The 26,929-nt window shown below is 45.4% G+C and carries 25 protein-coding genes and 1 riboswitch; of the genes, 20 read left to right on the plus strand and 5 right to left on the minus strand.

Features of this window, described 5'->3' with window-relative positions; translation table 11 throughout:
- Nucleotides 1-6: 6 nt before the first annotated feature.
- From AC58UW_RS06260 to AC58UW_RS06275, 4 genes are all read left to right on the plus strand, one after another.
- Nucleotides 7-1,119, plus strand: coding sequence for an oligogalacturonate lyase family protein (locus tag AC58UW_RS06260; RefSeq protein ID WP_497419814.1), 1,113 nt, complete (start codon nucleotides 7-9; stop codon nucleotides 1,117-1,119).
- Between the two features lie 86 nt (nucleotides 1,120-1,205).
- Nucleotides 1,206-1,628, plus strand: coding sequence for a MarR family winged helix-turn-helix transcriptional regulator (locus tag AC58UW_RS06265; protein WP_497419815.1), 423 nt, complete (start codon nucleotides 1,206-1,208; stop codon nucleotides 1,626-1,628).
- Between the two features lie 86 nt (nucleotides 1,629-1,714).
- A complete protein-coding gene (locus AC58UW_RS06270; protein WP_497419816.1) occupies nucleotides 1,715-2,512 on the plus strand; it encodes an alpha/beta hydrolase in 798 nt (265 codons plus the stop codon).
- A gap of 58 nt (nucleotides 2,513-2,570) precedes the next feature.
- A riboswitch (cyclic di-AMP (ydaO/yuaA leader) is annotated at nucleotides 2,571-2,709 on the plus strand.
- An 84-nt stretch (nucleotides 2,710-2,793) separates the two neighbouring features.
- On the plus strand, nucleotides 2,794-3,180 hold the full coding sequence (locus AC58UW_RS06275; protein ID WP_497419817.1) for a hypothetical protein: 387 nt from the start codon (nucleotides 2,794-2,796) through the stop codon (nucleotides 3,178-3,180).
- Between the two features lie 54 nt (nucleotides 3,181-3,234).
- Here the strand turns inward: AC58UW_RS06275 and AC58UW_RS06280 are convergent, their stop codons facing one another.
- A complete protein-coding gene (locus AC58UW_RS06280; RefSeq protein WP_497419818.1) occupies nucleotides 3,235-4,107 on the minus strand; it encodes an alpha/beta fold hydrolase in 873 nt (290 codons plus the stop codon).
- A 173-nt stretch (nucleotides 4,108-4,280) separates the two neighbouring features.
- Here AC58UW_RS06280 and gudD point away from each other — a divergent pair, with 173 nt between their 5' ends.
- Complete coding sequence (gudD, locus tag AC58UW_RS06285) at nucleotides 4,281-5,648, plus strand: glucarate dehydratase (protein WP_497419819.1); 1,368 nt, start codon at nucleotides 4,281-4,283, stop codon at nucleotides 5,646-5,648.
- 318 nt (nucleotides 5,649-5,966) lie between these two features.
- On the opposite strand, the gene AC58UW_RS06290 is transcribed toward gudD, so the two are convergent.
- Both AC58UW_RS06290 and AC58UW_RS06295 read right to left on the minus strand, forming a co-directional pair.
- A complete protein-coding gene (locus AC58UW_RS06290) occupies nucleotides 5,967-7,526 on the minus strand; it encodes a glycoside hydrolase family 26 protein (RefSeq protein WP_497419820.1) in 1,560 nt (519 codons plus the stop codon).
- A gap of 106 nt (nucleotides 7,527-7,632) precedes the next feature.
- Nucleotides 7,633-8,223 carry a TetR/AcrR family transcriptional regulator gene (locus tag AC58UW_RS06295; RefSeq protein ID WP_497419821.1) on the minus strand — a complete coding sequence of 197 codons (591 nt, stop codon included), beginning with the start codon at nucleotides 8,221-8,223 and terminating at the stop codon, nucleotides 7,633-7,635.
- Between the two features lie 195 nt (nucleotides 8,224-8,418).
- Between AC58UW_RS06295 and AC58UW_RS06300 the strand changes: the two genes are divergently transcribed.
- A complete protein-coding gene (locus AC58UW_RS06300; protein ID WP_497419822.1) occupies nucleotides 8,419-9,432 on the plus strand; it encodes an NADP-dependent oxidoreductase in 1,014 nt (337 codons plus the stop codon).
- A gap of 279 nt (nucleotides 9,433-9,711) precedes the next feature.
- Here the strand turns inward: AC58UW_RS06300 and AC58UW_RS06305 are convergent, their stop codons facing one another.
- A complete protein-coding gene (locus AC58UW_RS06305) occupies nucleotides 9,712-9,891 on the minus strand; it encodes an H-type small acid-soluble spore protein (RefSeq protein WP_497419823.1) in 180 nt (59 codons plus the stop codon).
- Nucleotides 9,892-10,099: 208 nt separating this feature from the next.
- On the opposite strand from AC58UW_RS06305, the gene AC58UW_RS06310 reads away from it, so the two are divergent.
- The 13 genes from AC58UW_RS06310 (at nucleotide 10,100) to AC58UW_RS06370 (ending at nucleotide 20,889) form a co-directional block, all read left to right on the plus strand.
- Nucleotides 10,100-11,131, plus strand: coding sequence for a LacI family DNA-binding transcriptional regulator (locus AC58UW_RS06310; RefSeq protein WP_497419824.1), 1,032 nt, complete (start codon nucleotides 10,100-10,102; stop codon nucleotides 11,129-11,131).
- A 5-nt stretch (nucleotides 11,132-11,136) separates the two neighbouring features.
- Nucleotides 11,137-11,961 (plus strand): ABC transporter permease, encoded by an 825-nt coding sequence (locus tag AC58UW_RS06315; RefSeq protein ID WP_497419825.1) that lies wholly within the window; start codon nucleotides 11,137-11,139, stop codon nucleotides 11,959-11,961.
- 34 nt (nucleotides 11,962-11,995) lie between these two features.
- On the plus strand, nucleotides 11,996-13,027 hold the full coding sequence (locus AC58UW_RS06320; protein ID WP_497419826.1) for an ABC transporter ATP-binding protein: 1,032 nt from the start codon (nucleotides 11,996-11,998) through the stop codon (nucleotides 13,025-13,027).
- A gap of 23 nt (nucleotides 13,028-13,050) precedes the next feature.
- Nucleotides 13,051-14,229 (plus strand): extracellular solute-binding protein, encoded by a 1,179-nt coding sequence (locus AC58UW_RS06325; RefSeq protein ID WP_497419827.1) that lies wholly within the window; start codon nucleotides 13,051-13,053, stop codon nucleotides 14,227-14,229.
- Nucleotides 14,226-15,071, plus strand: a complete 846-nt coding sequence (locus AC58UW_RS06330; protein ID WP_497419828.1) for an ABC transporter permease — start codon at nucleotides 14,226-14,228, stop codon at nucleotides 15,069-15,071. Before AC58UW_RS06325 ends, AC58UW_RS06330 begins: the two co-directional genes overlap by 4 nt.
- A gap of 32 nt (nucleotides 15,072-15,103) precedes the next feature.
- Nucleotides 15,104-15,859: a glycerophosphodiester phosphodiesterase gene (locus tag AC58UW_RS06335; protein WP_497419829.1), complete on the plus strand. Its 756-nt coding sequence runs from the start codon at nucleotides 15,104-15,106 to the stop codon at nucleotides 15,857-15,859.
- Nucleotides 15,860-15,862: 3 nt separating this feature from the next.
- Complete coding sequence (locus tag AC58UW_RS06340) at nucleotides 15,863-16,714, plus strand: DUF6454 family protein (RefSeq protein ID WP_497419830.1); 852 nt, start codon at nucleotides 15,863-15,865, stop codon at nucleotides 16,712-16,714.
- A 537-nt stretch (nucleotides 16,715-17,251) separates the two neighbouring features.
- Nucleotides 17,252-17,575, plus strand: coding sequence for an NIPSNAP family protein (locus tag AC58UW_RS06345; protein WP_497419831.1), 324 nt, complete (start codon nucleotides 17,252-17,254; stop codon nucleotides 17,573-17,575).
- Nucleotides 17,576-17,604: 29 nt separating this feature from the next.
- Nucleotides 17,605-18,150: an NAD(P)H-dependent oxidoreductase gene (locus AC58UW_RS06350; RefSeq protein ID WP_497419832.1), complete on the plus strand. Its 546-nt coding sequence runs from the start codon at nucleotides 17,605-17,607 to the stop codon at nucleotides 18,148-18,150.
- A complete protein-coding gene (locus AC58UW_RS06355; protein ID WP_497419833.1) occupies nucleotides 18,147-18,776 on the plus strand; it encodes a DsbA family oxidoreductase in 630 nt (209 codons plus the stop codon). The genes AC58UW_RS06350 and AC58UW_RS06355 overlap by 4 nt, the downstream gene beginning before the upstream one ends.
- Before the next feature lie 47 nt (nucleotides 18,777-18,823).
- Nucleotides 18,824-19,564 carry an SDR family NAD(P)-dependent oxidoreductase gene (locus tag AC58UW_RS06360; RefSeq protein ID WP_497419834.1) on the plus strand — a complete coding sequence of 247 codons (741 nt, stop codon included), beginning with the start codon at nucleotides 18,824-18,826 and terminating at the stop codon, nucleotides 19,562-19,564.
- An 18-nt stretch (nucleotides 19,565-19,582) separates the two neighbouring features.
- Nucleotides 19,583-19,819 carry a tautomerase family protein gene (locus tag AC58UW_RS06365; RefSeq protein WP_497419835.1) on the plus strand — a complete coding sequence of 79 codons (237 nt, stop codon included), beginning with the start codon at nucleotides 19,583-19,585 and terminating at the stop codon, nucleotides 19,817-19,819.
- 197 nt (nucleotides 19,820-20,016) lie between these two features.
- Complete coding sequence (locus AC58UW_RS06370) at nucleotides 20,017-20,889, plus strand: NAD-dependent epimerase/dehydratase family protein (protein ID WP_497419836.1); 873 nt, start codon at nucleotides 20,017-20,019, stop codon at nucleotides 20,887-20,889.
- A gap of 50 nt (nucleotides 20,890-20,939) precedes the next feature.
- Here AC58UW_RS06370 and AC58UW_RS06375 read toward each other — a convergent pair whose 3' ends face one another.
- A complete protein-coding gene (locus AC58UW_RS06375) occupies nucleotides 20,940-21,593 on the minus strand; it encodes a FusB/FusC family EF-G-binding protein (RefSeq protein ID WP_497419837.1) in 654 nt (217 codons plus the stop codon).
- 716 nt (nucleotides 21,594-22,309) lie between these two features.
- Between AC58UW_RS06375 and AC58UW_RS06380 the strand changes: the two genes are divergently transcribed.
- On the plus strand, nucleotides 22,310-26,923 hold the full coding sequence (locus tag AC58UW_RS06380) for an S-layer homology domain-containing protein (RefSeq protein WP_497419838.1): 4,614 nt from the start codon (nucleotides 22,310-22,312) through the stop codon (nucleotides 26,921-26,923).
- The last annotated feature ends 6 nt before the right edge of the window (nucleotides 26,924-26,929 follow it).

Genomic DNA, 26,929 nt, shown 5'->3' on the forward strand with positions numbered 1-26,929 from the left:
TCATAGATGGCTAAAGGATCTACGATTCGAAACGAATTCCATCCGTTTGTCGATGCATATACGGGCCGTGCTATGACTCGTTTAACAGAGCCGGAGCAGGTGAATCATCATCCTTATTTTTATTATAAAATGATCACAAACGACAATCGCTATCTCCTATACGCTAGCGAGCGTGAGGGAGCTCGTCAGCTTTATCGGATGGATCTGAACGACGGATCGGCCCTGCAACTAACGGAAGGACCGGATATCCACGATTTCAGCTGCAGTCTGACGAGTGACGATAGCTGCTTAATCTATTGCAGGGATCAGCGGATCATGCGATTGGATATGGAAACGCTTAAGGAAGAGGTGCTGTACACGACACCTGCAGGGTGGAAATCGAATGCGAATCCTGGTCTCAGCTCAGACGACAAGTATCTTGTCCTCGTCGAAATAAATGAAAAGGATGTCGTGCCAGGCAAAGGGGACTGGTCCAACTTCGAGCCCCAATGGGCTGCGAAACCGCACTGCCGAATCATCTACCTTGATATCGAACAGCGAACCAGCCACATCGCGCACGAAGAGCTACATTGCTGGCTTGGGCATCCGCAAATTCGTCCAAACGATCCATCGACTATTTTGTTTTGTCATGAAGGTCCTGGGCATCTAATCGATGCTAGGCTCTGGCTGGTCCAAAAGGACGGGACGCGGCTGCGCTGCGCCAAGGAACAAACGCATGATGAGCTCATCACGCATGAGTATTGGCTTGCCGACGGTTCCAGATTTGCCTATGTTTATCGGCATAAGGACGATCTCTATCATGAAAGCATCCGCTTCATGGACTCGGAGACGTTAGCGGAAGAAGTCTGGATGAACTGCTCCAAGTACTGCCACTTTATTTCGAATGCCAATCACACGAAGATCGTAGGGGACGGGCAACTGCCTGAGCAGCATTTCATTTATTTAGTGGATGTAGAGTTGAGGCAAGAAGAGCGACTATGCTCCCATGGAACTAGCTGGAAGTCTTACGGCAACACACAGGATGCCCACCCGCATCCGGCTTTCTCGCCTGATGGCTCGTTTATTATATTTACCTCTGATATGGAGGGAGTTCCTTGTATTTATAAAGTGGATTTGTGAAAAGTAGCTCTAGGCAGCCGGTAACTTAGTTCGGCTGCCTCACATTTATATTTGACATTAGTTTGACGTCAAACTATAATGTAGATATGAAACCTAGAGATGCTGTATCACTCCTATCCAAAATTAGAGAAAAGACGAATCGGTTTATTATATCCGAGATGGCGAAATACGGGGTCGATGATATTGCGATTTCACATGGTGATATTATCTTTGCTCTATTCAAGACGCCAAGATTGACTATGGCGGAGATTGCCAAGAAAATTGATAAAGATAAGTCTACAGTGACTGCGCTTGTTGACAAATTGGTCCGTCTCGGTTACACGATTAAGGAAAGGGACACCGTAGATACAAGAGTTGTCTATGTTTCCTTAACGCCAAAGGGGGAGGAACTGAAACCTGTATTTGAATCCATTTCACAAGACATGCTAAACGTTTTTTATGGTGAGATTACGGATAAAGAAAAAGAGGAATTGCTAAGAATTCTAATGAAAATATATCACAACTTCTAATTTTTTTTGGATAAATAGTTTGACGTCAAACTATAAGGCGAGAGGAGCTTTTTATGAAAGACTATACGAAAGATTTGCCTGACCACATGGTGAAATATATCGGAGAAAATGATCTCTACTTAGAAATATTCGAAGGTGAGGGCCTTCCGGAGAAAGCTACCAAAAGACCTCCGCTTTTATTTGTACACGGTGCCTACACGGGAAGTTGGATGTGGAGCAAATACATCCCTCACTTTATAAGCGAAGGGTGGAAATGCTATGTTATGAACTTGAGAGGTCATTACAAAAGCAGAGTGTTTGATTTGACAAATGTCTCCTTCGAGGATTATTTGGAGGATATGAAAGAGGTTCTGGCTGAGATTAGTGTTCCACCGATTCTCATAGGATTTAGTATGGGTGGCATATTAAGCCAAAAGCTGGCTGAAACCATCAAACTAGCAGGCTTGGTGGTCATCGATACAAGTATAAGCAAGGAAGTATATGAATCTGTACCCTATAAACATATGCCTCAGATGACACCGGGAATCTTAATGCCTGCGCCAACCCGAGAAGAGAATACTAGTATAGATGAATCGGCAGATGATGTTGATTTTCAGAGAAAATATGTAACTATGGAGTCGTCAAAAGCATTTAGCGCTTTTTATTTTTCATTGGAAGCAAACGGTGGGATCTCGGTAGACAGCAGTTTGATGGCCAGCCCAGCCTTGGTGATCAAAGCAGTAAATTGTGAGGAGGATGATGAGCGAGGAAAGGTGACAGCAGCACATCTCCATGCGGAATATACAGGGCTTTGGAATACGACACACACCGGCCTGCTTGTTGGGCAAAGATATAAGGAGGTAGTAGATCGAATAATGATATGGTTAAAAGGGATACATGACTAATGACATAGCATATATAAGAAAATATTACTATTGCTTCTCTTGTAACATTGGAGTAAATTGATAAAATACGCTTAATTCTTTAGATTAAAGAAGCGGGGGAACCAAGTTCTCTGGGGTGAGTACACTTTCATAGTGTTAGGGTTAACTTTCAACCCGAATCCGTCAGCTAACTTCGTCAGCGTAGAAAGAAAAGAATAGAAACATTCATTGGAACCCTGTTACTTGTGGTTCTATTCCCTCGCTTCCTTTTTCTCTTCTAGAGAAAATAGGAGGAACTAGACATGCTGCTTACGAGAGTGACCAAAGGATTGAAGAATCTTTTTCAAGTGAAAAGATCCAATGATTCTGTACAACGTCAACATGAAATTCTTCATTTAAAAAGACGGTTGGAAGAGCTCAATATTCATTTTCCGAATTTGACTTGCCAGCCATCAGGCGTCGAAACACAGACTTTAATGGAAATTTGCAGAACGGTAGCTCAAAACAACGAACTGCTTAACCAACTAAGTTCAGAAAAGGAAGCAGCGGTTGAACCATCACTAGCCAATCGCGTCGGCACCTCTCCCCAAATTTTGGAGGATCATCACAACTTTATCGTTACCATGGCACATATCCTCAGTGGCCCGTATCCATGCCTAAGAGAGTACATCAGCAGCAGTACTATTTAAGTATTATCAACAATAGAAGGGAGCTTGCCCGGCGGCAGCTCCTTTTTCGTTTATTTAAGTAAAGGAACCCCAAGCATATATACGGCCAAAGAACCGCTTGATAAGCTCGGAAACTTGTTGGCTTTGCTCTTCCAAAACAAAATGCCCCCCGCATAAAAAATGAGTTTCCACACACTTGGATAGTTCTCCAAAGGTAAGGGCCCCTTTTAACGTAAATATAAAATCATTTTTGCCCCAGGTTACCAGCGTAGGAGGTTGATAGGTTCGCAGGTAATGCTGCCAAACAGGGTATTCTTCCACATTCTTGCGATAATCGTAGCCCAGTTCCAACTGAATTTGGCCATTACCCGGGCGATCTAAGAATAATTGGTCCATTAAATAACCATCGGGGCTAATTAGATAGGGCTGACACACGCCTGTTAAATACTGCATTTTCGTAAAATCAAAAGTTGTTAGCTTGGCAAAGGCCGCTTCGGTTGCAGGATTACGATCTGCCCAAAGTGCTTTGAAGAGATCGAACGGTTTCCCTAATCCGTTTGCACTAATCACGGCATTCTGAATAACGAACCCAAGAATGCGTTGCGGATTGCGAACAGCCAATCTGAATCCGATAGGCCCTCCATAATCGTGGGCGTACAACATATAATGAGAAATACACAGATTATTAATAAGCTTTTCAATCATAATAGATAGATTCTCGAAAGTGTAAGAAAATTCTTCAACGGAAGGCATACTGCTATTTCCAAATCCTAGATAGTCAGGAGCAATGACATGAAATCGGTCTGCCAGTAAAGGAATTAAATCCCTGAACATATGGGAGGAGCTTGGAAAACCATGAAGAAGGATGATTGTTGGATTGTACGGACTTCCGGCTTGGCGAAAAAATAGTTCCCAGCCATCGATCTTCATTTTTTTATAATGAACCATAATTTCAACTTCCTCTCTAGCGAGCTCATACTATTCCCTAACAAAAATATGTGAATATGAGGTATTTAAGTACTTAGGAGCTAGAGGACGTGGTACAATTTAATCTAAGGTAGTTAATTAGTTTTCACCTTCATTCAACCGGTATACATCCAATTGAAAGGGAGAGGCCAGCCATGAAACAAGAACTACTAAATGAGCAATCGAGAAACCAAACTTCCAGTACGCCCATCATTACCGAACTAAAAGTTATTCCAGTTGCAGGACACGATAGTATGCTCTTCAATCTTAGTGGTGCTCATGCTCCATTCTTTACACGAAATATCGTCATTCTCAAAGACAATGCAGGTCATACTGGCGTTGGCGAAGTACCAGGCGGCGAGAATATTCGTAAAACGCTTGAAGACGCGGGCCCATTGCTTATCGGTCAATCGATCGGTCAATACAATAACATTCTTACTAAGGTTCGCAAGCAATTCGCAGAACGGGATATGGGAGGGCGCGGTTTGCAGACTTTCGATCTTCGTATCACGATACACGCTGTTACGGCATTGGAAGCTGCACTTCTTGATCTCTTAGGTAAATTCCTTGATGTTCCCATTGCTGCACTCTTGGGAGAAGGTCAACAGCGGGATAAAGTAGAGATGTTAGGTTACTTGTTCTATATAGGTGATCGGAGAAGAACAAATCTACCTTACCTGGGCGCAGAGGATGCTGAGGATGATTGGTTTCGACTGCGTCATGAGGAAGCGCTTACACCTGGGGCTGTCGTGAAACTCGCCGAAGCAGCTCATAGGCGATACGGCTTTAATGATTTTAAGTTAAAAGGAGGCGTGCTGCGCGGTGAGGAGGAGATTGAAGCTGTCACTGCGCTAGCGGAACGTTTCCCTCAAGCAAGAATTACACTTGACCCTAACGGGGCATGGGCATTAGTTGAGGCGATTCACTTATGCCGTGATCAGCATCATGTCTTGGCTTATGCAGAAGATCCATGTGGTGCAGAAAATGGGTATTCAGGCCGTGAAATCATGGCCGAGTTCCGGCGTGAGACAGGCCTTCCTACAGCAACGAACATGATCGCTACCGATTGGCGCCAGATGGGACATACGATCCAACTGCAATCTGTTGATATTCCGTTAGCGGATCCACACTTCTGGACGATGCAAGGTTCTGTTAGAGTAGCTCAGATGTGTCAGGATTGGGGGTTGACGTGGGGATCGCATTCGAATAACCATTTTGATATTTCGCTTGCGATGTTTACCCATGTGGCAGCCGCAGCGCCGGGAAAAATAACGGCTATTGATACGCATTGGATTTGGCAGGAAGGACAACAGTTGACCAAGGAGCCGTTTCAGATTGTTGGGGGCATGGTGGATGTTCCGAGCAAGCCAGGTCTTGGCGTAGAAATCGATATGGACGCTATTGAGAAGGCGCATCAGCTTTATAATAAGGAAGGTTTGGGAGCGCGTGATGATGCGCTGGCTATGCAATTTTATATCCCAAATTGGAAATTTGATCACAAACGTCCTTGTCTTTTGAGGTAGTTGATTACTAAGGCGTGAAGGAATGAGCGATTGTTCTTCGTCCGCATAGTAAGTTGGGAACTACAGTCCGCTATTTCAATGAAAAGGCACATTTTCCGTCTGTAGGGGGAACTACGGTCCGTTATTTTGTCAATTTCACTTGAGAAACGTGCCATTGAGGTGAGATAAGACCCTGTAGTTCCGCTCATCGAGGAAACAGCTGGATTTCGTCCAGATAGAGGACTCCAGTTCCATCAAGCAAAGCCTTAGCGGGATTCCAGCTAAATACCAAGGCCTGACGGACTTTGATCCGTCAGGCCTTTTTATTGCAAGATGCCATTAATTTGTAGCTAAAACGCCTTTGCTGACAGCAGTCAACGCCATCTTGTCATTGTAAGCGAGTACGTACCATGGCTCGGACGCCGATTCAGCATTCACTTGAATTTCTATTTCCCATGGAGCCTCATAACTAACGCCTAGAAATTGATTGCCTTGGTAAATGGCGATAGCAAATGGGGGTTCACCCCGCTCGTTCTCAAGCTTAGGATTGACAAGAACGGTTTGTTTGCCAGCAGGAAGAGAAAGTCCTGTAACTGGCGTATAGCGGTATTGAATGGGGTTAACGCCTGTCTCGACCTTGCTTAAAAACCAGTCGGATGTGATTAGCCTTTGATATAAGCCGTCCATGAATGGATTCTCGCCGATATCGTACACATAAGTGCCATTCGTTCGAATCGCTTGTGCTCGGCTGAAGTTAAAGTAGGTGATTGCTTTGACCTGAGGAAACAATCGCGGCAGCAAACCGTACATGTACCCCATTTGGCCCTCGGCCCAGCTCCAGTAAGTTTGGTTAGTGGGCAGATAGGTGTGAGCAATTGCACCCTCTGAAATCATAATAGGTTTATGACTATAGCGCTCGTACAGAGGGGTGAAGGTATCGATCACGGTCCCTTTAAGCTGCTCTTTATCCTCTGAGTAGGGGGTGTTATACAAGGAGAAACCAACCCAGTCCACGTAGGAGTCCCCTGGATAGTAGTCATCGATCGTATTCGACGGAGAGAAATTAGGCGACCAAACCATCGCAACATTAGGCGCTTCTTCGGCCATAATGTCGTGAATGAGGCGGAATTTCTCTATATATTGCTGAGGATTTCCGTGCCATGGCACCCAGGCGCCATTCATCTCCGATGCATAACGCAAGAAAATTGGAATGCCGGAGGCCTTGGTTTCCCGAGCAAACTTTCGGACGTATTCGTCATCCTGCACGTCGTCTAAGCCAAATCGCGGTTCCCAACCGATCTGGAGTGCGCCGCCAAGCTCCTTTACTCTTTCGGCAGTCCGCGCGGGGAAATAGGTATTCGTATCGGTCTGTACCTTCCGCCATCCGACATAAGCCAAATAAAGAGCGTGCTTCCGTCCGTACACATCTTCAATCTTCGTAACATCGTAGCCAACCCTGCGATCCGCCCCTAGCATACCGATATAAGCCCCCGATGCTGGCTCATGCTTGGCAAGACTGGAAGCTTCCTGTCTCAAAGGAACGCGGAGGTAGAGCTCCATTGTCGCTGAAGGAGCTTGGATGTTCGGCCAATTATGAGTTAAAGGCGATATCGTAGGAAGTCCGGCTGAGTAAGCTGCGATCCGATCTCGGTATGAAGCTGCGGCCACTGCATATCCGGATTGTGCGGATTTCTTCTCTTGGTTCATCCAATAAGTTAAAATATCCGGTTGTTTCGGCTTGGCAGGTGAGGAAGTATCCGTGGGATGAGTCTGCACAACAGCAGAATCTGATCGACTTTGTTCTAGGTCATCTAATTCAGTCTCCATGGAAAGAAGGATGACCGCGATGCCACTCGCGATGACGAGGGTTCCTATTGTCCAGACAATCTTTTTAAACATGTTCAGGGTTCCTCTCACAGGGGAAGTTGTAAGCTTCCGTAGTTTCACAGTACGTACGTCAATCGGATCTTCCCCGCACAAAGTGTATTTTTCCTAGGCTATTGCGCTATATGTTTTTTATCAAGTTCAATACATTAATAAAATGAATTTTGCTCAAATGTTCGATGACCTCTTCAACTATCAAATGCTCTGGATCTGAAATCCACATACAAATCACGGCTACTAATCCTGAAATCATGTATTCAAGCCCGATTTTAAATTTTTGATTATATTCTTGCCCACCAATACCTGAAAGAAAAATATCTTTTAGTGCTTCTTTTAAATGAGTTGTAAAGTGAGGGTAACCATTTAGATTCAGCATCGTTCTAAAGAAAACAATGTTTGCTTCTATAGCTTTAAAAATTTCACTTAAGCTTAAGATAAACATTTCCTCATCTGTTGCACGGATACCTTTATCTTTCATACCCAGGTTAAAGCAAACATTTAATTTATCCATACTTTCATGACATAATTTCTCCATCAAATCAGGTTTGTCCACATAATGTAAATAAAAAGTGTTCCTATTGATTATGGCTTCGTCGGCTATGTCTTGTATGCTTATCCGTTCATAGCCTTTCGTTTGAATTAGAGTCAAGAAGGCGTCTTTAATAGCTTTCCTTGTTTTTAGAATTCGTAGGTCTATCTTTTCTTTAGCCATATATAAACTCTCCATTTAATAATGATAATGGTCAAATAACGAGAAAGTGACTATTAATTATCAATCCGTTCATTATCGACCATTGAATGGTTTAATAATACGTTTTACAATTAAAAACGTCAACCGCACAATTACAACAATTTAAAAGGAGATAATCGCATTTATCTTCCACATCGAAGGTGAGGAGTTTTAATAATGGCTAAAACTGAAAAAATTACACGACAGGGTAACAGGCAATGGCTCTACACGGCTATGCCGAAGGGCAAGCTGAAGACGGATATTTTCAAACTGCAAGAGATAGATGTTCCTGAGCCTGGACTCGGCGAGGTCCTGTTCCGGAACCTTTACCTCAATATCATGCCTGGCAATCGCGCATACATGATGATGCCGGACGTCATGCAAGCGGGAAAGCCGATGACGAGCTTGGCCGTAGGAGAGGTCGTCGCCTCCAATGATCCGGGATTCGCGCAAGGCGACGTTGTGCAGGCGTACTTCGCGCCTTGGCAGGATTTCGCCGTTATGCCGGCGCAGGTTCTCACTAAACGCGACGGTGGCCATCCGGTGGAACATTACATGGGTCTTCTTGGTCAAACCGGCTACACGGCTTACTTCGGTTTTCTTCACGCAGGTCAGGCTCGAGCTGGAGAAACGGTACTGGTGTCTGCCGCAGCAGGGGGGGTCGGATCCTTGGTCGTTCAGCTAGCAAAGCTTTCAGGTTGCCGCGTCGTCGGCATAGCCGGCGGACGCGAGAAATGCGCGTGGCTTGAACGCGAGCTCGGCATAGATGCAACTATTGACTATAAGGCTGGGAACTTGGAGGGGCAGTTAAAGGAGACTTGTCCAGAGGGCGTGGACCTATTCTTCGACAACGTCGGTGGGCCTGTACTGGAAGCCGCCTTGGACGCGATGAAGTTTGGTGGCCGCATCATCCTTTGTGGGAATGCGTCGCAGTACGACAGCGATCAGCCTATGGTCGGTCCGAAAGGTGTGCCACTCACCGTGATTTTGAAGAATCTTACCATGCGGGGGTTCCCGTATGGGGTCTACAGCCATCTCTTCAGCGAAGCAGATCGCAATCTTTGGAAATGGGTACAGGAGGGTCGTATCAAGCCGTTCTACCATGTTGTTGAAGGTTTGGAGCGGGCGCCAGATGGTCTTGTGGCACTCCTTAATGGTTCGAACCGCGGCATGGCCATGGTCCGCGTCTGAGAACCCCGGCATAAACCAAGTCTTATGCACCGTGCCATTTACCTGCTGGCTCATAGCTAAAAACAGTACGCTAAACGGAAACTATAGCTTAATATCAGATGCTGTGTGAGTGCAGATGGATCGGATCTCCTGGAGATGAGCTGCATCCCAATTCCCGGACGCTGCTTATCCGATACGCAGGTGTGCCTGCAGGCGTTTGTGTTTTAGTGGGAGCGTAACTAAGTACGCCAATTAGAGGATGTCCCAGAGGTCATAAAGATGACTGAGGGGTACCCTCTTTTAATGCTCAATTAAATTGATTAGAGGGACTTCTTGCTCCAGTTCTGGCTGATCGAGCGTGTAGATCATAGCCGTATCATTTTTTTCATCAACAGTTTGAATGTAAATTTGAATTTCATTATAGGTCACATAAGCCATTTCTGGGGATGCGGCGATTTCTAATGCTCTGGATTTGTTCACGTCAATGATCTCCTTTAGGTAAAATGTACAGACAATTCTAGCATGCCCTCAAATAGATCGAATTATTAGCTATCCCAAAGGTCGAAAGAACCTGGGGAGGGCTTTTTTGTCTTTACAATTATTTATCTTGTTGCTAACACAGCAATAATAAATCTAAGTTAAATTAAGTGTGTGGGAACGGTCTCACATTCAGAAATGGGGTCGCAGCATGGAGCATACGATTAAGGAAATTGCCCTACGCGCCGGTGTATCCAAATCAACTGTCTCTCGGGTGATATCTGGCAAGGGTTATACAAGCATGGAAGTGCGCAATAAAGTGCTACAACTGATTAAAGAACTACAATATAAGCCCAATGCCGTTGCAAGGGCTATGGTTTCACAAAGAACACATAACATTGGCGTTCTGATTTATCGGAGGCATCATCCAATTGCTTCCCATCCGTTTTATGGAAAAATCCTTGATGCCATACTAATGACAGCTGCAAGCATGGATTATTCCGTGTTCGTTACGACGGATCATGAAATGTCGCTGCGTTCGGCAGATTTTATGATGGAAAAAAGGGTGGACGGACTGATCCTTATTAGCCGTTTGCAGCAAAATGTCATTGATTACATCGCAAACTTCGGAGTTCCCTATGTCATGGTTAATGGTTCCACGGATGTCGATGGTGTCATGCATATTGTGAATCAAGACGAGGAAGGCGGCCGTATGGTTGCGGAGCATCTCACCGATCAGGGTCATCGTCACATTTTCGTGATCGCCGGACCGCAGACGCATCGCAGCCATAATTTGAGGCTGAAGGGTTTCAAAAATCACTTGAGAGAATCGGGGATTCCGTTCCCAGCAAGTTCGATCTTGCAGGCATCGACGTCCACCTATGGAGAAGGGTACGAGTTAATGCGTGCCCACTGGGAGGAGTTTCGTGCAGGCGGGTATACATCGCTATTCGCCACTAACGATATGATAGCGCTAGGCGCTATGAAATTTATGCTGGAACAGGCGGTCCGCATTCCTGAACAAGTAGCGGTAGTAGGCTTCGACGATATCGACTTTGCCGCTATGTTTTCACCTTCTTTGACAACCATCAGGGTCAATACGGAGGAAATGGGGACTCAGGCCTTCAGCTTGCTCGACAAGCTCATCCGTCAGGAAGCAAACATTGAGCATCCCAAGCAGCTTGTGCCCAAACTCATTGTCCGTCAGTCAACCCTAACATCTTCCATTGAAAGGAGTGGTTAGTCCGCATGCGTTGGTATTTAAAAGCGATAGGCCCGCGTAAAATCGTGGAATTTCTCTTACTCGTTGTGTTCGTGATCTTTTTCTTGGGCCCGCTGCTCAACCTGGCTATTCTGGCTTTTACCGGCAAATGGACGTACCCCGATATCTTGCCGCATGAGTGGTCGCTGAAATGGTGGGCATTTGTGTTCCAGCAAGAAGATATTGCGAAATCGATCGGCTTGTCTTTCGTCATCGCAACGATTGTAACGGCACTTTCCATTGTGCTGTGCATTCCAGCGGCGTACGCGTTTGCACGTATACGATTTCCGCTTAGTAAGTTTTTCTTGTTTTCCTTCCTTCTGACACATGCTTTCCCGAAAATGGGACTTTATGTTTCGATTGCTGTGCTGTTCTTCAAACTTGGACTGATGAACACGTTAATAGGTGTTGTTTTGATCCATATGATCAACGTGCTCATGTTCATGACCTGGATTCCAACGGCGGCCTTCCGTAATGTGCATTTGGCTCAAGAGGAGTCAGCCAGGGACGTAGGGGCAAGCCCGTTTCGAGTGTTTCGCAGCATTACGCTGCCCATGGCTATGCCGGGAATCATCGTAGCTTCCATCTTTACCTTTCTTAATTCGCTCGATGAAGCGCAGGGCACATTCCTTGTAGGCATTCCTAACTATAAAACGATGCCGATTGTTATGTATTCGATCATCAGCGATTATCCGGCTTATGCGGGTGCGGTATTTTCCATTATTTTAACGGCACCGACGATTATTCTCTTGCTGGCTGCACAGCGCTTCGTGAGCGCAGATGTAATGTCCAGCGGTTTCCAACTTAAATGACGACAGATCCATTCATAAATAGAAGGGGGCACACATGGACATTCAGCTTTCAGTTCAACAATTGACGAAACGCTATAAAACAGGGGAAGGCGTAACAGGAATTTCTCTTGATGTTCGCAAAGGTGAGTTAATCACATTGCTTGGCCCTTCAGGATGTGGTAAAACAACCGTTCTTCGCAGCATCGGAGGCTTCTTAGACCCAGATTCAGGCGACATTCTCATTGAAGGGAAAAGCGTGCTTCAAGCGCCTCCTGAGAAACGGCCGACATCGATGGTTTTTCAAGGCTACAATCTATGGCCGCATATGACGGTGTATGACAACCTGGCATTCGGCCTTAAAATTCGCAAGATTAAGAAGGCAGAAATCGATAAGGCTGTTAACGAAGTGCTGCAGCTGGTTCGCTTGCCTGGAGCCGAGAAAAAATATCCTGGTGAACTCTCCGGCGGTCAGCAGCAGCGGATAGCGGTTGCAAGATCTCTGTTACTTAAGCCAGCTGTTCTTTTACTCGATGAGCCTTTTTCCGCACTAGATGCTAAGCTTCGTCACGAGATGAGGGAAGAGCTTCGGGAAATTCAATCGAAAACAGGCCTTACGATGGTGTTTGTCACCCATGATCAGGAAGAAGCTTTATCGATCTCAGATCGTATTGTCGTTATGAATCAAGGGAATATCGAGCAAATCGCTTCACCGCAAGAAATCTACGATGAACCAAGCAGTTTGTTTGTTTCTCAATTTATCGGCAAAATGAACTTTTTGAAAGGGGTGATTGCTTCCGAACGCGTTACGGTTGGGCATTTAAGCTTTCCAAATTCAAAAAATCTGTCTGGGCATGTACAACTTGCCGTTCGACCTGAAGATGTGATCATTGAAGGGGAACAAGGACAAGGCCTTCCGGGTGTGATCAAACAGGTGATGGTGCTTGGTCATTATGCCGAAGTATCCATTGATTTACCTCAATACGGAATAATCCGGGCGTTTCAACCAAGAGATTCTGTCAAGGATCTCCATACAGGGCAACAGGTTAAAGCAAATTTCGCAAAAGTGATTGCATTTTCAGAAAATTAAACCCAATCCAAGGAGGCAACACCATGTTACGCAAGAAATCCACGATTACACTTGTTACTTTAATGACCGCTACGGCCGCTTTCATCTCCGGGTGTGGTAATTCGGCGACAAATGCAGGTTCAGCTGCTCCAAGCAATGCTCCGGTTAAAGCAACTGCCGATAGTAAACAACCTGTTGAATTTAACTTCTATTTTACCGGCTCGCAAAATGTGAAAGATTTATGGGATACGTTGATTCCTATGTTTGAGAAGCAAAATACAGGTGTGAAAGTAAAACCGGTTTATATTCCTTCCGGAACAGGCGCACAACCAACTTATGACCGTATCATGGCTGCCAAACAAGCAAATAAAGGTTCTGGCGATATCGATTTGTATGAGGATGGCTTGTCTAATGTTACACGGGGACAAAAAGATGATCTGTGGGATACGCTAGCTGCTACCAAAATTAAAAATCTAGCTAGTGTCGATGAGAAAACGTTAAAAGATATCTCTAATCTCGCTATTCCTTACCGCTCATCTGCCGTTGTATTGGCTTACAACAGCGACAAAGTAAGTGCTCCTCCCAAAACGTTGGATGAACTGTACGATTGGATCAAGAAAAACCCGTCCAAATTCGCTTATAACGATCCATCTACTGGTGGCGCTGGCAACTCTTTTGTAGCAACTGCTCTGTACAAATTCTTGCCAGAAGAAGCGATTCATAATTCCGATCCAAGCGTTGAAAAAGGTTGGGATCAAGGGTTTGCTTTGCTTAAGGAGCTTGGGAAATCCGTGTATGGTAAAGGCATTTATCCGAAGAAAAACCAAGGAACTTTAGATTTGTTAACGAGCGGCGAAGTCGATATGATTCCAGCTTGGTCAGATATGGTGCTTGAGCAAGTCGCGAAAGGACAACTTCCGAAATCAACAAAAATGACTCAACTTACGCCTGGATTTAATGGCGGACCAACCTACTTAATGGTACCTAAGCTGTCTGAGAAGAAAGACGCTGTTTATAAGTTCTTGGATTTCGTTCTTTCACCTGAGGCACAAGGCGTGGTTGTAGACAAAATGCATGGCTTCCCAGGCATTAAGCTTACTAACATGTCCAAAGAAGTGCAAGATTCATTCAAAGGTGCATCCGAAGGATTCCGCTCGTTCAATATCGGTGAACTAGATAAAGATATGACGAAGCGTTGGCAAAGTGATGTTGCTGCACAATGAGTAAACAAATGAAAATGGGGATATTCGGATTACTTCTGGTTATCCCCTCTTTTTTATTACTGTTCGTCACTGTCGTTATACCGATCATCATTTCCTTTAAAGAGAGCTTGACCAATAAATCCGGCGGTTATGATTTGTCCAATTATACGTATTTATTCACAGATAAGCTGATGCGCTCGAACATTATTTTCACCCTAGAAGTGACGGTTATTTCTGTTGTTCTCGTGCTGATAGTCAGCTACGCTTTGGCTGCTTATATGAGATTCAACACAGGTACGATGGTACAATGGATACGTAAATTGTATATGATTCCAATCTTTATCCCATCTGTTATCGCTACCTATGGTTTAATTCAATTGCTTGGCAATCATGGTTGGGTTTCCCGGATGCTGCTTCTAGTTAACGGCGGGGAGATGCCGCGTATTATTTTCGACATGAAGGGGATTATTATCGCGAATTTGTGGTTTAACATTCCTTTTACGACGATGCTGCTAGGGTCTGCCTTATCTGCGGTTCCTAATTCTATTATTGAAAGCGCGAAGGACGTAGGAGCACGTAAATTGCAAATCTTTGTACGTTTCATTTTGCCGCTTACGTATAAAACTTTGCTCGTTGCCGTAACTTTTGTATTCATGGGCGTGATCGGTTCGTTTACGGCTCCATTTCTAATTGGACCCAACGCTCCACAAATGCTAGGTGTATCGATGGAACAAGTTTTCGGTGTGTTCCAAGAGAAACAATTAGCTGCGGCGATTGCTTTCTTTACGTTCCTGCTTTGTTCAGTAATGGGGTACTTCTATATTCGCAGTATGATCACGGAAGAGAGTGCTAGGGCAAGATAAATCAACAAGAGGCAGAAGGAGAGGTACGCAGCATGAGTTACGGATTTCCAATCATTACTGCTCACAGCGGCAGTATGAATACGCTCGATCATACCCTGCATTCCGTGCAAATGGCACTTCAGAATGGAGCAGACGTGGTAGAGGAAGACATAAGAGTGACCAAAGACGGCATACCCGTTTTGGCACATGATGATGAATGGATAACGGTGGAAGGGACGAAAATTTCCCTCTCCCAAATGACTTTTGAACAATTACAAGAACTAAGGTTTGAGGTCATTCAAGGCGAGCAACGCGAGTCGATTCAAATCTGCAAGCTGGAAGACATGCTGCCGCTTATCCAAGCTTCGGGCAAAAGGGTGAACTTGGACTTGAAGGTAGATGAAAGTATTGAACCGACAACTGCTTTGGTGAAAAAATACGGGATGTTGGACCAAGCTTATCTATCTGGATGCGAGGCAGACCGCGCGCTGATGGCTCAGCAATTGAGCCCGGAAATGCGTAGACTGCTGAATACCAACCATAATCTGTTCCGGACACTGTCCTATAGAGAGGCTATGGTACAAACGTGTGAAGAAGCTCTTGCAGCCTCATGTTTCGGTATCAATTTCCACTATAGTATCGTTAGTCAGGAGCTAATGGATTATACAGCTTCCTTAGATCTACCTGTTTATATTTGGACAGTGAACGAAGAAGAGTTGATGCGCAAGTATGCCAATTTAGGCGTTGCATCGATCACGACGCGAAATCTTACCGCTTTGGTGCAATTGAAGCAAAACTGGAGATCCTAGCACATGGATGATCCGAAACTCATTGCTCAGTTCCGAAATCTTACACGCTTCACGAAATGGGAGCAAAAAGAGCAAATTGAGCTGCAATTCAACAATTACCACTCCCAAGGGATGGTTCGAATCGGCGACCTCTTCTATATGTCCTCCGTTGAACTTATCGAATCGCCAAGTAGATTGGATCAGCCCAAACATGGTTATGATCGCACACCTGGCAAGGGAATTGGCCACTTGTTTGTCTTTGATCAGCAAGGGAAGCTTGTGAATGAGATCTCATTGGGTGAAGAGGACATCTATCATCCGGGCGGTATTGATTTTGATGGTACACATATTTGGGTACCTGTCGCAGAATACCGGCCTCACAGCCAATCTATCATTTACAAAATAGATCCTCTCACTTTGAAAGCTGAAGAATCGTTCCGAGTTCAGGATCATATCGGAGGCTTATTGCGTGAGGGACAGCATGGAAAGCTAATCGGCAACAGCTGGGGTTCGCGTAAATTCTATGTATGGAACATGGATGGACAGCAGCTGCTCGAGAAAGAAAATACGAGTCATTTTATCGACTATCAAGACGGGCATTATGCAGGCGAAGGAAAAATGATTGTGAGCGGTATCTCGGAGGTAGCCAATCCTGCAAGCCAATCCAAACCGTACGAGTTGGGTGGATTAGCGCTGATAGACCTGAGAACGTTAGATGCGATTCACGAAATACCTATCACTGAATTATCTCCGCAAGGTCATGTGATTACCCGAAATCCGGTGTTCTTAGAGAATGCTGGTCAAGGGATAAGACTGTATGCTGTTCCTGATGATAATAGTGGATCCTTACTGATATATGAAACACAATCTATATGAAGAAGCACTCATCAGGGTGCTTTTTTCATTTATCAGTAGGATTCGCTTTGTGGATTTCGCTTATGCGCTGAACACTTAGGTATCTGATATTAAGATATTCAGTATCACGATTCTATATTATGCATGATGGCATCAATCATAGTATGATGAGTGGGCGGTTGAATATCAGAGAGAGAGGAGTTGACAACAACTATCTACTAAAAAGTAGAAAACGATGATCAATCCTAAGAGTACCGCAGAGATTATTTTGGACACAGCCCAACTCATTGTGCAAGAAGTCTGGATCAGGGGCGCCATGAAGGGCAAATGAACTTCGAAGGTTCCGCGGATGTACAAGCCACATAAATTTATGTCTTCACTTCAAGGGGCTCAAGTGCCTGCAAGAAGTTTTCGAGATAAAAATAGGTTCGAAGTGATTGCCGAAAGTTTAATTGCCGGCCTAAGATAAAAGAAAAGCGGATTTTTTTAATGAATACCTACCTTTTAATAGGTATATGACAAGTGTGTACGAACACTTTTTACAAGGAGGCGTTAAGGATGATTTATGAGCTGCGGATCTATGATATTCATCCAGGTAAGGTGAAGGTTATCCTTGATAGATTCAGGGATCATGTCATTGAATTATTTAGTAAACATGAAATGAAAATAACGCTTTTTTGGGAAGATTTAGATGAATCCAGTAATCGACTCTATTATCTTGTTGAACATGCCTCCATGAAAGAACGTAACCTGAACTATGATAGATTCCGCAACGACCCCGAATGGCTTGAGGTAAGAAGACTATCAGAACTTGATGGACCGCTAGTTAAGAAACAAGAAAGTATCTTTATGAAAGATGTACCTTTTTTCGAAAACAAATAAAATCCACTATTGAATAGGAGCAAATAAAAATGAAAATTTTAGTTATCGTAACTCACCCGAACATTGAAGGATCCAATTGGAACAAATCATGGGTAAAGGAATTGCAAAAGCATGACGATATCACGATCCATGAATTACACAAAGAGTACCCGGATGAAAATATCGATGTGGCTAGAGAGCAGCAGCTGGTAGAGGCGCACGATCGGATTATTTTTCAATATCCGCTATATTGGTACAGCACACCGCCATTACTGAAAAAATGGTTTGACACTGTCTTGCTATACAACTGGGCTTATGGACCTGAAGCGACGAAAACAGTTGGCAAAGAAGTTGGTGTGGCCATCTCGACTTATGGTACGGAAGAATCGTATCAAGCTAACGGGTTCAACCGCTTTACTTTGGAAGAAATATTGCGTCCGGTTGAGGCTCTCACACGCTTTATTAGTGGAACGTATCTGCCTCACTTTGCCCTAAATGATACTTCTGATGTTACGGAAGAAAGATTAAGACAGAGCAGTATCGACTACGTAAATCATATTAAAACTGTGAAACCAGCTGAGGTGTTGACGAAATGAATGAATTGCTGATTGACGTTTATATGGATACTAGTTGTCCTTGGTGCCGTATGGGAACGACTAGTCTGTTAACCGCTCTGAAGCAATTGCCAGAAGGTCAAAAGGCAGCCGTCCGTTGGAATGCTTTTCAGATTAACCCTGGTATTCGATCTGAGGGTGAAGATTATCGTCAGGTGATGATTGGCCGCTTGGGCGGAGTTCCTCAATTCGAAGCAAGAAAGAAGCAATATAACGAAAATGGGAATCTTTTTGGTCTTAAATATAATATGGATATCGTTAAATATACGCCGAATACAACGTTATCACATCAGTTAATTTCGATGACGCCTGAGCACTTAAAAGTGCAATTAATAGAGAAAGTATACACGGCATATTTTGAAGAAGGCGTAAATATCGGCGATGTGGATGAACTTGTGAAAATAGGAGCATCCATCGGAGTTGGAGATGCCGCGGATCTGAAGGAGCGGCTTACGCAAGGGGAAGGTCTAGAAATCGTAGAACAAGGGCAAGAGAGCGCGCAAAAGCTTGGTGTAAGAGGGGTCCCATTCTTTGTTATTAATGATGAAATCACCTTATCTGGGCTGCAATCACCTGCTGACTTTGTGAAATTGTTTGAACAAATGTAAGTCCACATGAACGATCAACATCCAGAAATCATAAAGGAGAATAACCAATGACGATACAAGGAAAAGTAGTAGTGATTACTGGGGCAAGCAGCGGTCTCGGGAAAGCGATGGCCACTGAGATGGTGAACCGCGGTGCGAAAGTCGTCATCAATGGACGCCGCGAAGAGGCATTGGCAGAGGTTGCGAAAGAAATCGATCCCACAGGAAAAAGCGTGCGGTTCGTAGCTGGTGATATCGCTGATCCGAAGGTCGCGCAGCGCTTGATCGAAGAAGGGTTGGCTTGCTTCGGACGCATTGATACGCTGGTTAATAATGCGGGTATCTTCATGTCTAAACCATTTACGGAGTATACCGAAGAGGAATTTGCAACGTATTTATCGACGAATGTCGTTGGTTTCTTCCACGTTACGCAACGTGCGGTGACGGAGATGCTGAAACACGGTTCAGGTCACATCGTAAATATTACGACAAGTCTGGTTGATCAACCGTCTGTGAATGTTCCTTCCGTACTAGCTTCATTGACGAAGGGCGGTCTGAAGTCGGCTACAAAATCATTGGCAATCGAGTATGCGGCAAGTGGTATACGCGTGAATGCCGTTTCGCCGGGGGTAATCAAAACACCTATGCACGCTGTTGAAACACATGAGGCGCTAGCTAGTCTACATCCTATGGGTCGCATGGGTGAGTCTCAAGACATCGTGGATGCCGTCATATACCTGGACTCGGCCAACTTTGTTACAGGTGAAATCCTTTATGTGGATGGTGGACAAAACGCGGGTACTAAGTGATAGGAAGGGGGAATATCTATGCCGATCGTAAATATCCAAGTGACTCGTGAGGGCACCACACCGGATCGTCAGTCCGTCACAGCTGAGGAGAAAGCTGCGCTTATTAAAGGGGTTAGCGAGGTCTTGCTCAATGTGTTGAACAAACCGTTAGAATCTACTTTCGTTGTTATTGAAGAAGTTGACACCGATAATTGGGGTTGGGGTGGACTACCTGCCTTGGAATACCGCAAGAAACTTGCTGAGAAGACGAAGTAATAACTACCGTTTACTATATAAAACTATTTAAAACATCGCCAACGAAACTGGCGGTGTTTTTTGTTACTACCTTTGTCGCATACATAATCCCCTTAGACTACTTTGGGGATTTTTTGCCTTATTTTACCCCAATGGCAGGTGTAGCATAGAGGATGACGAATAGATAACCCAAATACATAGTTAGGTGGTGTGCGATTATGAAAGTCCTTGTTACCGGTGCCGCGGGCAATGGGGGTCAAGCTGTATGCAGAGCCTTAGTACTTGCAGGTTATTCGGTTAGGATGGCAGACATTATGCCTCCCCATGCAGACGATTTGAGAGAACTAGAATTCGTTAGATGCGACACGAGAACCCCTGGTGATGTACGGATTGCGGTAAATGGCATGGATGCAGTCGTTCATCTAGCGGCATGGCATTGCGCACATAATCCGCCTGTAAGTGATGAAACTATTTTTGCTGTCAATGTGGATGGCACATTTCATGTGATGGAAGCCTGCAAGCAAGCGGGGATTCAATCTATTGTCTATGCTTCTTCAATGGCATATGGGTGGGGATCGGTTTACGGGGTTAGTAAGGTTATTGGCGAAGACTTGTGCAAATCTTATCATGAAATGACGGGTGCCTCGATAGCGATGCTTCGTTACCACGAGTTCATTCCGCGCCCCTACTTAGAATTCGGCGCTCGTTTGCTTCGCAATGGTGTGGATAGAAGGGATGTAGCGGAAGCTACAGTTGCTGCTGTTCAGGCTGTTTTGGAGAAGAGAGTAGGGCTTTTCCGCACAATTGTACATACGAATCACGGTATGCCTACGGAGGTAATACAGAACTTTAAGGAAAAGGGTCCAACGTGGTGTGAGTCACAAGTTCCAGGTGCCATTCAATTGCTGTACAAATACGAGATCGAATTACCCGAGCAAGTGGAACAACATGACCTTTCTGAGGCTGAAGAAATATTGGGTTGGAAACCTCGTTATCATTTCCTTGCGTTTTTAAAAGACTTGAAAGCACGCGATGAAAAAGGTATCGATGTAACCAACTTGAAGGTGCCATCTGAAATTCCAACCATGTGATACTGCCAGAAGAAATAAAGAGACCGGTGAAAGAGGTCCCGGTCTTTTATTTAACCAATAACAGTGTCAATAAACTTTTCTAACGGAGAAACATCCGTCAAGTTCTTATTACATTCATGTCCATTCATACATAAATAGTTGCCGACCGCCTTATAATAATCAGGCGTAGTGTGAGCCGGCCTTTTTTTGGAGATAGCCGTGAATAGAGCCAGTTCTTCATATCTATTGCATAAAAAACAAAAGCTTTTCTTGTTAGTCGGGGTATATTTGCCCTCTACTCCAATGAATTGCCCGTTTAGATGATAGACAATGAACAATTTATTTGTGGATATGTCAATCCAACTAAGATAGGTGACATACCGATAGTCTATCGCGGATAAATCAGGCAGCTTAAGTTTTTTATTCTTGGGGAATAGCTTCAGAATCTGCTTGGCGCTAATTTGCGGAAATTCCACCAAATGAGGCTCTAACGCCTTCAGATGCTTTTGAAAATCGTCTGCTGTTCGCAGCTTGAAAATAGTTCCTAGCAGTTGTTTCTGGGTGTCCGTAACGTCTGGAAATCGTTCAGAAATTTTCGTTTCTGAGCTATATCGAACGGATTCCAATACTTTCGGATCTGCGTTCGTTCGAAGCGCATGCTCCAGAATCCCAGCTTGTTTCTTAATAAAATTGAATTGATGGTTTGTTATAAATGGTTCACACATGAGGAACAGCCCCTTATTATTTAATAGGAAAACCAATAAGGTGCAAAGCCAAATCGTGGAACCGATAGATGCTCAATAGGCGATATTCTTACTGCTCATTTCTCGCCCATGCAAAGTATCGCCTCCGAAACAGGCTTTGCATGAGACTATGCCAATCTGGCAATCGTTTATTGCCATCGATACCAACTCCTCTATACCTGCGATAATGTTTATTATAAGAAAAACAGCACGCTATTACAAAGGAAAGTCTAGTATAATCAAAAATTACCTGATAAGCGAAGAAGGAGCTGCAGCCGAGCAGCTCCTTTTTGGGTTGCCCTTGTTGGGGAGGGAACTATAGTCTGCTATTTCTCTGAAATGGCATAATTTTCATGTGCAGGGGGAACTAAGATCTGCTATTTTGCCAAAATCACCTGATAAATACGACATGGATGCCGAATAGCACCCTGTAGTTCCGCTCAGAATGGAAATCGCTCATTTTACTTCAAATAGAGGACTCCAGTTCCCATGAGTAAAGCTAAAATTAATGGTTCACTCCCTATATTGATCAGTGGAATTCGAGATTTTGATGATGAGTTTGGGTTTTGATGATTTATTGTTTGTAAGGGTTTACATATGATGGGTGTATTGGCTTTCACGTTAGTTAATTGATGCCTAAGAGTCCGTGAGTTTCATGGGCTTCATGAGTGCCATGATTAAGAAGGGGTGATGTAAGTTTGAATAAAATATTCAAAGTATCTTTGCAGCGGAAGATCAGCTTGATGCTCGCAGCAGCTTTAATTTTCACAGGTCTGCCCGCAGGCTTCTCCCAAGCTGATGCGATGGGTGAGGGGGCAGGAACACCCGGTGGTGTGGATGCCAGCTTGCTGAAGCTGTGGATGAAAGCAGATTCATCGAGTATGACTCTCACCGGGAATGGTGAGGTAACGAAATGGAAGGACAGCAGTCCGCAAGGCAATGATTTCATCAATGATGGGACGGTCGGAGACAAGAGTCCGCGGACGAAGCCGAAGTATGTGGCATCTAATCCGCTACTTAATTTCCAGCCATCGGTACAATTCATCCGATCAGGCAACGGAAGTCTCTTATTGGATAGAGATGGTTTGTTTGCTCAGAATGAGCAGGTTACACAGGCGAGTGCTTATGTGGTAACTGGCGGGATTACGTTATCCAATCAAACATCACAAATTTTCTATGAAAATTTACAAGGAACCGGAAAGTTCGGGGCTTATATCCCTTTCTTTTCGAGCACTTCACAAATCCTGTGGGATTCGGGTTCTGTTACATCGGGTAATCCACGACTCACGACGGGCTATCAGGTTCCGCCGCTTTCCTACAACAGCTGGGGCTTTCAGTTTGAATCGCGTCCATCAGTCACTAATACCGTCTATCAAGCCATTACGTTAGATGGACAAACGATTGCTAAGTCATCCCAACCACGCCTCGCAATGGTCGGCAACGGGAGCAACCCGATGTCCCTCGGTTCGGCTGTCACCGGGGGATCCGGGTATGATGGACAAATCGGTGAGATGATCGTTTTTGGCGAGACGCTAAGTGACATCCAGCAAGATCAAGTGCAAACGTACATAGCTCTCAAGTTTGGAACGCCGTTGAAAGGGCAGGATTATGTATCGGCCGGCTCGTCGCCTCAAGTTGTATGGCCTGCAGCAGCGAATTCGGCATATGGCAATAACGTAGCAGGGATCGCTCGCGACCAGCAAGGTGCGTTGGCTCAAGAGACAAGCCGAAGCAGTGAAGGCAAGGCAGCTTCTCAGGTCGTTATCAGCGCTAAAGGAGCTTTAGCGGATAAGCAGTATCTTCTCTGGGGAGATAACGGAAGTACCGCGCCATCAGTGCCTTATGGGACAGGCTTCAAGCAGTCGGCGCGGACGTGGAAGGTCATGAATACTGGCAATGTCGGGACTGTGCAAGTCGCTTTCCCGGAAGGAATGCTCCCATTAGGAGGATTGCTGTTAACGAGTGCGAGTGGTGATTTCCGCGATGCGGTTTCGCATCCTTTGACTCCGGTGGAACTGCACGGAGGAATCTACTATGCAGCGGATGCACAGCTGGCAGACGGATCTTTTTTCACCTTTGCAGAGAAAATGCCGGAAATCCAGTTAGCTAGCCTTGATGTTTGGGCGGGTAGCCAGAAGCTAGGGATGAATATACCCTTTTCACCTTCCAAGATGGGCGGGTATGAGGTTATTGTCCCACTGGATGCCAATCCTGTCCGATTAGAAATGCAAGCTGGCGTTGGCATTTCGGCAACAGTGGCGCTGACGAATAACGATGGAATGAATCAACCTGTTAGTGATTTTGCAAATGTGCCTCTAGCACCTGGACTGAATAAGATCAATATTCGTTTATCAAATGGCGATGCAACGAACACGTATACGCTTCAAGCCTATAAGCTTTCGGCCAAAGGAACGAACGGTCAAATTCCGATGAACGCAAGCACGGTGACAGCCAGTTCCTATCAGCCGAACACAACGAATATTCCCGCCAATGTGGTGGACGGTAGCTGGAATAATGATGTCCGTTGGTCGGCTTCGGGACAAGGCGAGTGGCTGCAGTTCGATTTGGGGCAACCCGAGAAGGTCACCTATTTGAATATTGCTTTCTTGAATGCGCTCGACCGTCAGAGTCATTTTGAGATCATAGGTTCGAATCAAGCGGATTTCCAGAATCCGACCGTGCTGCTTCCCAAGCGGGCAAGTCGTGTTCTTAAAGCCAGCGATGACACTATTCAGCCTTATGTGCTAAGTAATCCGGCATCAGTACGGTATTTGAGGCTGGTCGGATATGGCAATACAGCTTCGGGCAGCTCGGGCAGTTGGAATAGTATTACGGAAGTTGAACTTTACACAGGCACAGCGCCTGAAGTAGAGGAGCCCACTGTGCCTAGCGGGCCGCCGCAAGCAGGCGATAAGCCGGTGGATCCGCTTCCTCCAATTCAGGTGATAAAAGTCAATTCCTCGGAAGCCTTGCAGGCTGCACTGGATCAAGCCACTAAAGGCATGACGATCGAATTGCTTAATGGTACCTATCAACAAAAGGGTCCGTTCGTGATGAAAGATAAAAAAGGGACAGCTGCGCTTCCGATACGGATTGTTGCTGCGGAGCAAGGCAAGGTAGTTATTGCCGGCGACAGCTACATGCATATCGAAAACTCCGAATACATCGAGGTTGAGGGGCTAACGTTCCACTCAGGCGGCGGATCAGAGAATGGTGAGGATACACTGCGGAGCCGAGCAGTGCCGGAAGACAGAATCGCCGGTTTGAGTGGCGTGCATCCGGGTGTGCACCTGTATGATTCCAGTAATATTTCTATTTTGCGAAATACATTTGCTTTGGATGAAACAGGTCAGAAATACCGTTTTACGAAGGTTGAGAACAGCGTAAGTAAGCAAATCTGGTGTGTCATCGGCGTGGAGAATAGCTGCCGTTATGGCGCCAATTATGAGCCCGATGGAACCGTCTACACGGGAGAAACACCGCATACGCCGAACTCTACGCTGCTCACAGACAGCGGGACTGACAGGCATTATATTCGAGTTGAAGGGACGAGCAGCCACAACCGTATCGCTTATAACGATATTGGGCCGAAAACCGGCTTTGGTGCTGTGATCACGTATGACGGCAAAGAAGCGGTTTCGCAATATGATGTGATTGAATACAATCGCTTTCATGATATTGGTCCGCGAGTGAGCAATGGATTGGAAGCGATCCGTCTCGGGCTATCCGGCTTATCTTTGGCCCCCGGACATGTCACGGTTCAATACAATTTGTTCGACGGATTAAACGGTGAGGATGAAATCGTATCCGTGAAAAGCAGTGACAATACAATTCGTTATAACACTGTCCTCAATTCTTACGGAGGAATGGTTGCCCGGCATGGCCACCGTAACAGCTTTTACGGCAATTTCATCATCGCGGATGGCAAGAAGCCGGGTACAAGCGGCTTCCGCATTTATGGCAATGATCACAAGATCTATAATAATTACATGGAAGGGCTTACCGATGATGCGATTCAGTTGGATGGCGGAACGGAAGACGCCGGGCCGGATGGTGGCACGAATCCGATGATTCGCTGGGGCACCGGAGCGAACGATTTTGCAGAGCTGAGGAGCCTTTCGCCAGAGAGGCAGCAGGAACTGTTACGCGGGCACTGGAGACAATATAATGTTCAGATCTATAATAATACACTCGTAAATTTAAGTAATAAAGCAACCGCTGTAAAAATTGCGCAACGGACGTTCCAGCCATCAGGAACACAGATTTATAACAATCTTATTTTCAGCAATGCAGGGACTGTTTTCAATGAGTCGAAAGATATTACAGACGCAGGCCGACCAACGTATGTCGGTAATATGACCGATGGTCTCGCTGCGGTGTCAGCAAATGCTACGGTTGTAAGTGCCACGTACAAAGGAGATCTGAAGCTAGTTCGCAGCAGAGACGGATTAATCCGTTTATCGCCGCTAAGTCCTGCAGTTGATGCGGCTAAAGGTCCGTACATTCCTACAGACGATATGGATGGTCAAAGGCGGATACATACCGCTGACGTTGGTAGCGATGAGTACGAACCGGCTAGTGTATTGTCACTTCGGCCGCTTACTGCTGCTGACGTCGGGCCTGCGGCAGGACGGAACCTGCCAACAGAAGAAGGGACGCCGGACTCCAGCAGCCCTGATAATGGTTCGGCACCTGCGCCAACGCCTGCGCCTTTGCCGAAACCGGTACCTGAACCGAGCAAGCCGCTGCCCTCGAATCCATCAACAACATCACCGCAACAGGAATCTTTTGCGGATGTGTCGAAACATTGGGCATCGGAAGCAATCTCTCGCGCTGCTGCCAAGGGCATCGTGAACGGCTACTCGGATGGGAGCTTCAAGCCAGACGAACCAATGACAAGATTGCAATTTGCTGCTTTGCTGGTTCGTGCTTTAGGCTTGAAAGCTGAACCATCGAAATGGACATTCACCGATCAGACGGATATTCCCGCATGGGCAGAGGGAGAACTAGGCGCAGCGCTGGAAGCTGGAATTCTCCAGGGGTATGAAGACCAGTCATTACGGCCCAATGCATACATTAACCGGACAGAAATGGTTGTTATGCTAGTAAGGGCCTATTCACCAAAAGGGGACGTGTCACTTCCAACTGTGTTTAGTGACGGTTCTCAGATTCCAACTTGGGCATTACCAGCGGTTTCGCAAGCCGTTTCCTTAGGGCTAATAAACGGTCGTGAGAATCAAACCTTCGAGCCGTTTGGTACAGCCACAAGAGCGGAAGCCGTAACAGTTGTCATGCGTATGTTGGATCGGTAGTCGTTT

The sequence above is a fragment of the Paenibacillus sp. J22R160 genome (assembly GCF_059692135.1).

Excerpts from the sequence above, each read along its gene's own strand:
- AC58UW_RS06260 (WP_497419814.1), top strand. The coding sequence starts at position 7 with ATGGCTAAAGGATCTACGATTCGAAACGAATTCCATCCGTTTGTCGAT.
- AC58UW_RS06265 (WP_497419815.1), top strand. The coding sequence starts at position 1,206 with ATGAAACCTAGAGATGCTGTATCACTCCTATCCAAAATTAGAGAAAAG.
- AC58UW_RS06270 (WP_497419816.1), top strand. The coding sequence starts at position 1,715 with ATGGTGAAATATATCGGAGAAAATGATCTCTACTTAGAAATATTCGAA.
- AC58UW_RS06275 (WP_497419817.1), top strand. The coding sequence starts at position 2,794 with ATGCTGCTTACGAGAGTGACCAAAGGATTGAAGAATCTTTTTCAAGTG.
- AC58UW_RS06280 (WP_497419818.1), bottom strand. The coding sequence starts at position 4,107 with ATGGTTCATTATAAAAAAATGAAGATCGATGGCTGGGAACTATTTTTT.
- gudD (WP_497419819.1), top strand. The coding sequence starts at position 4,281 with ATGAAACAAGAACTACTAAATGAGCAATCGAGAAACCAAACTTCCAGT.
- AC58UW_RS06290 (WP_497419820.1), bottom strand. The coding sequence starts at position 7,526 with ATGTTTAAAAAGATTGTCTGGACAATAGGAACCCTCGTCATCGCGAGT.
- AC58UW_RS06295 (WP_497419821.1), bottom strand. The coding sequence starts at position 8,223 with ATGGCTAAAGAAAAGATAGACCTACGAATTCTAAAAACAAGGAAAGCT.
- AC58UW_RS06300 (WP_497419822.1), top strand. The coding sequence starts at position 8,419 with ATGGCTAAAACTGAAAAAATTACACGACAGGGTAACAGGCAATGGCTC.
- AC58UW_RS06310 (WP_497419824.1), top strand. The coding sequence starts at position 10,100 with ATGGAGCATACGATTAAGGAAATTGCCCTACGCGCCGGTGTATCCAAA.
- AC58UW_RS06315 (WP_497419825.1), top strand. The coding sequence starts at position 11,137 with ATGCGTTGGTATTTAAAAGCGATAGGCCCGCGTAAAATCGTGGAATTT.
- AC58UW_RS06320 (WP_497419826.1), top strand. The coding sequence starts at position 11,996 with ATGGACATTCAGCTTTCAGTTCAACAATTGACGAAACGCTATAAAACA.
- AC58UW_RS06325 (WP_497419827.1), top strand. The coding sequence starts at position 13,051 with ATGTTACGCAAGAAATCCACGATTACACTTGTTACTTTAATGACCGCT.
- AC58UW_RS06330 (WP_497419828.1), top strand. The coding sequence starts at position 14,226 with ATGAGTAAACAAATGAAAATGGGGATATTCGGATTACTTCTGGTTATC.
- AC58UW_RS06335 (WP_497419829.1), top strand. The coding sequence starts at position 15,104 with ATGAGTTACGGATTTCCAATCATTACTGCTCACAGCGGCAGTATGAAT.
- AC58UW_RS06340 (WP_497419830.1), top strand. The coding sequence starts at position 15,863 with ATGGATGATCCGAAACTCATTGCTCAGTTCCGAAATCTTACACGCTTC.
- AC58UW_RS06345 (WP_497419831.1), top strand. The coding sequence starts at position 17,252 with ATGATTTATGAGCTGCGGATCTATGATATTCATCCAGGTAAGGTGAAG.
- AC58UW_RS06350 (WP_497419832.1), top strand. The coding sequence starts at position 17,605 with ATGAAAATTTTAGTTATCGTAACTCACCCGAACATTGAAGGATCCAAT.
- AC58UW_RS06355 (WP_497419833.1), top strand. The coding sequence starts at position 18,147 with ATGAATGAATTGCTGATTGACGTTTATATGGATACTAGTTGTCCTTGG.
- AC58UW_RS06360 (WP_497419834.1), top strand. The coding sequence starts at position 18,824 with ATGACGATACAAGGAAAAGTAGTAGTGATTACTGGGGCAAGCAGCGGT.
- AC58UW_RS06365 (WP_497419835.1), top strand. The coding sequence starts at position 19,583 with ATGCCGATCGTAAATATCCAAGTGACTCGTGAGGGCACCACACCGGAT.
- AC58UW_RS06370 (WP_497419836.1), top strand. The coding sequence starts at position 20,017 with ATGAAAGTCCTTGTTACCGGTGCCGCGGGCAATGGGGGTCAAGCTGTA.
- AC58UW_RS06375 (WP_497419837.1), bottom strand. The coding sequence starts at position 21,593 with ATGTGTGAACCATTTATAACAAACCATCAATTCAATTTTATTAAGAAA.